1 protein-coding gene is annotated in these 1,032 nt (G+C 63.7%); it reads right to left on the bottom strand.

Annotation, left to right across the window (positions count from 1 at the left end):
* Positions 1–1,032: flavodoxin-dependent (E)-4-hydroxy-3-methylbut-2-enyl-diphosphate synthase (gene ispG, locus ACFU6I_RS48745; RefSeq protein ID WP_384053031.1), on the bottom strand; the 1,032-nt coding region annotated here is incomplete at both ends.

Raw genomic sequence — 1,032 nt, 5'->3', positions numbered from 1 at the left:
CTCGGCGATCTTCAGGGCTTCCTCGATGAGCGTCTCGACGATCTTCGACTCGGGAACCGTCTTGATGACCTCGCCCTTGACGAAGATCTGCCCCTTGCCGTTCCCGGACGCCACACCCAGATCCGCCTCACGGGCCTCACCCGGACCATTGACGACACAGCCCATCACGGCAACCCGCAACGGCACCTCCATGCCCTCAAGACCCGCCGACACCTGATCCGCCAGCTTGTACACATCCACCTGCGCCCGACCGCACGACGGACACGACACGATCTCCAGCCGCCGCTGCCGCAGATTCAACGACTCCAGAATCTGGATACCGACCTTGACCTCCTCGGCCGGCGGCGCCGACAACGACACCCGGATCGTGTCCCCGATCCCCTCACTCAGCAACGCACCGAACGCCACCGCCGACTTGATCGTCCCCTGGAACGCCGGCCCCGCCTCCGTCACCCCCAGGTGCAACGGGTAATCACACTGAGCCGCCAACTGACGGTACGCATTGACCATCACCACCGGATCGTTGTGCTTCACCGAGATCTTGATGTCCCGGAAACCGTGCTCCTCGAAGAGCGACGCCTCCCACAACGCCGACTCCACCAACGCCTCAGGAGTCGCCTTCCCGTACTTCTTCAGCAACCGCGCATCCAGCGAACCCGCATTCACACCGATCCGGATCGGCGTACCCGCATCACTCGCCGCCCGCGCGATCTCCTTGACCTTGTCGTCGAACTGCTTGATGTTCCCCGGATTCACCCGCACCGCCGCACAGCCCGCATCAATCGCCGCGAACACATACTTCGGCTGAAAATGAATATCCGCAATCACCGGAATCTGGGACTTCCTGGCAATCGTCGCCAACGCATCCGCGTCATCCTGCGTCGGACACGCCACCCGCACGATCTGACAGCCCGACGCCGTCAACTCCGCGATCTGCTGCAACGTCGCACCCACGTCCGACGTACGGGTCGTGGTCATCGACTGCACCGACACCGGCGCATCCCCACCGACCGCCACCGACCCGACCTGGAT

This window comes from Streptomyces sp. NPDC057486 (assembly GCF_042802415.1).
Taxonomy (GTDB): Bacteria; Actinomycetota; Actinomycetes; order Streptomycetales; family Streptomycetaceae; genus Streptomyces; species Streptomyces yanii.
Note: the sequence above shows the minus strand (reverse complement) of the source record. Positions and strands in the feature narration are given on the sequence as shown.